The sequence below is a fragment of the Ochrobactrum sp. SFR4 genome (assembly GCF_019730395.1).
Lineage (GTDB): Bacteria > Pseudomonadota > Alphaproteobacteria > Rhizobiales > Rhizobiaceae > Pseudochrobactrum.
The window spans coordinates 1-279 of record NZ_JAAPBB010000695.1 but is presented as its reverse complement, the minus strand read 5'-3'; the positions used below and the strand labels follow the sequence as shown (position 1 = coordinate 279).

At 53.8% G+C, this 279-nt stretch carries 1 protein-coding gene; it reads right to left on the bottom strand.

Translation table 11 applies throughout. The annotated features are described in order from the left end of the window. Nucleotides 1-29: 29 nt before the first annotated feature. A partial coding sequence (locus HBA93_RS20840; protein ID WP_221724544.1) for an ABC transporter permease subunit occupies nucleotides 30-279 on the bottom strand: 250 nt, incomplete at its 5' end.

The following is a 279-nucleotide window of genomic DNA, read 5'->3' as shown; positions in this document are numbered from 1 at the left end:
ATCAGGCGTTGTTTTTGCAACACTGGTCATCATGCACCTCTCACGCGCGGATCAAGCACCGCATAGAGAATATCAACACCGAGATTGACAAGAATAAAGCCGAGCGACATCACGATAATCGTGCCCTGCGCCATTGGCAAATCGCTGGACAAAATAGCGCCAACCGCCAGACGGCCAATGCCAGGCCACGAGAACACGGTCTCTACAACCACAGCACCACCAAGCAGAAAGCCGATCTGCAAACCGATCAGCGTGACAACTGGCACCAACGCATTGCGC